We start from the raw sequence: 388 nt of genomic DNA, 5'->3' as shown, positions 1-388 counted from the left end.
GAATTCTGGGAATACGTACGAGGCCTGCTAGCAGCCAGATACGAAAAAATCGATTCAATCCCGGTAGTAATTAACGGAGACGAAGCATCGTGGATACGGGAAGGCGCCCAGGCCTTTAAAAACGGATTTTACCAGATTGACCGCTTCCACATATCGAGAACTATAACAGAAGCTCTACGCGGGGACAAAGAACATCTTCGTGAAGCCCAGAAAGCCTTAGCAAAAGACGACATGGCTCGGTTACTGATTACGGTGACTGAAGCATGTCAAAAAGCCAAAGACCCTGAGGCAAGGGAACGGCTGAAACAACTGCGTGAAACCTTGGTTGATCAACATGAGTACATAAGAGACTACCGCCAGCGATTACGGGAGGCAGGATTTAAGGTTT

1 protein-coding gene is annotated in these 388 nt (G+C 47.7%); it reads left to right on the top strand.

The genetic code is table 11. The features are described from left to right. A partial coding sequence (locus KKC1_RS09085) for a UPF0236 family transposase-like protein (protein ID WP_192868160.1) occupies nt 1-388 on the top strand: 388 nt, incomplete at both ends.

Source organism: Calderihabitans maritimus, from assembly GCF_002207765.1.
Taxonomy (GTDB): Bacteria; Bacillota; KKC1; order Calderihabitantales; family Calderihabitantaceae; genus Calderihabitans; species Calderihabitans maritimus.
This window is presented reverse-complemented; position numbering and strand designations above follow the sequence as displayed.